1 protein-coding gene is annotated in these 1,239 nt (G+C 78.6%); it reads right to left on the bottom strand.

Annotation, left to right across the window (positions count from 1 at the left end; genetic code table 11):
• Positions 1-1,239 (bottom strand): hypothetical protein (locus AB0L40_RS27880; RefSeq protein WP_364362070.1); only part of this gene is annotated, 1,239 nt, incomplete at both ends.

Here is a 1,239-nt window from a genome sequence, read left to right as displayed (position 1 = left end):
CGTCCCCGTGGTGATGAGTGTCGGCTTGGGGGTACGACTCCGGCCGGCCAGCCGCTGCCACGCGGCAACCTGGTGCGCGTAGGCAGCGCGCGCTCCACGGGCCGGTGGGGCTCCGCCGCGGCGCGGACGCGCTCGGCCAGGGCGGAGGCCCGGTCGACCGCCGCGATCGGGTCCTCGCCGCGGTCGCGGGCGCGGACGGCGACGTCGGCCTCCAGCGCCACGCCGACGGCCGCGGCCTCGGCCAGCCGCGCGGCGTCCTCGGTGCAGAACTCCATCCGGTCCAGCGCCTCGTCGATCACCGCGCGGCCCGCCGCGGTGTCGCCGCAGCGCCGCGCGAGCTCGCCGGCGGCCGCCGCGTACGGCCCGAGGAACTGCGGCTCGACGACGCCGTCCAGCAGCGGCGCGATGCGGGCCAGGTCCTTGGCCGCGTCGTCGTCGCGACCGTCGGCCAGGGCGATCACCGTGCGGCGTATGAGGAGGTTGACGAGCCGCCGGCCCTCGAGGCCCCGCGTCGGCTGGCGCAGGTGGGCGCGGGCGAGATCCCAGTCGCCCGCCGCGAACGCGAACTCGCCCAGGGCGAGCTCCACCCAGAGGTCGCGCCGGGCGCCCCGGCGGTCGAGCTCCGCGACCGCCTCGAGCGTCAGGTCGACCGCCTCGGCGGAGCGCCCGATCAGGTGCATCGCGTCGGCGTGGTTGACCCAGGCGCTCGAGATGTCGTGCACGCGATCGCCGTCGCGGGCGATCCGCAGTGCCGCCCGCAGCTCGGTCCGCCCGGCCTCGACGTCGCCGGTCGAGATCAGCGCGACGCCCAGCGCGTTGCGGACGTCGCCCTCGGCGTGGTCCTCCAGCGCGGCGGCGATCGGTGCGGTCTCGCGGGCGGCCTGGATCGCCTCGCGGTAGCGGCCCTGGAGCATCCGGCGCTTCGCCCGCCACGCCAGGACGCGGGCGCGGTGCAGGCCGGGCTGCTCGTCGTGCAGCAGCGCGAGCGACTCGGCGCTGACGTCCAGGGCGGCGTCCTGCCCGCCCTGCTGCCACATCACCGCGGCCAGCTGGAGCAGGGACCCGGCGCGCTGGTGGCGGGACGCGGCGTCGTCCCCGGGGCTGGCCGCGACGGCGGCGCGCAGGAGCGCCGCGGAGCGCTCGTAGGAGTCGCCGCGCCGGTGGGCGACCCCGGCGCGCTCCAGCAGCCGGGCGCGGGGGACGCCGGCCGCGCGCTCCGGGTCCTCGACGTGGTCCCAC

Source organism: Patulibacter sp. NPDC049589 (assembly GCF_040675535.1).
Classification (GTDB): Bacteria; Actinomycetota; Thermoleophilia; order Solirubrobacterales; family Solirubrobacteraceae; genus Patulibacter.
This window is presented reverse-complemented; position numbering and strand designations above follow the sequence as displayed.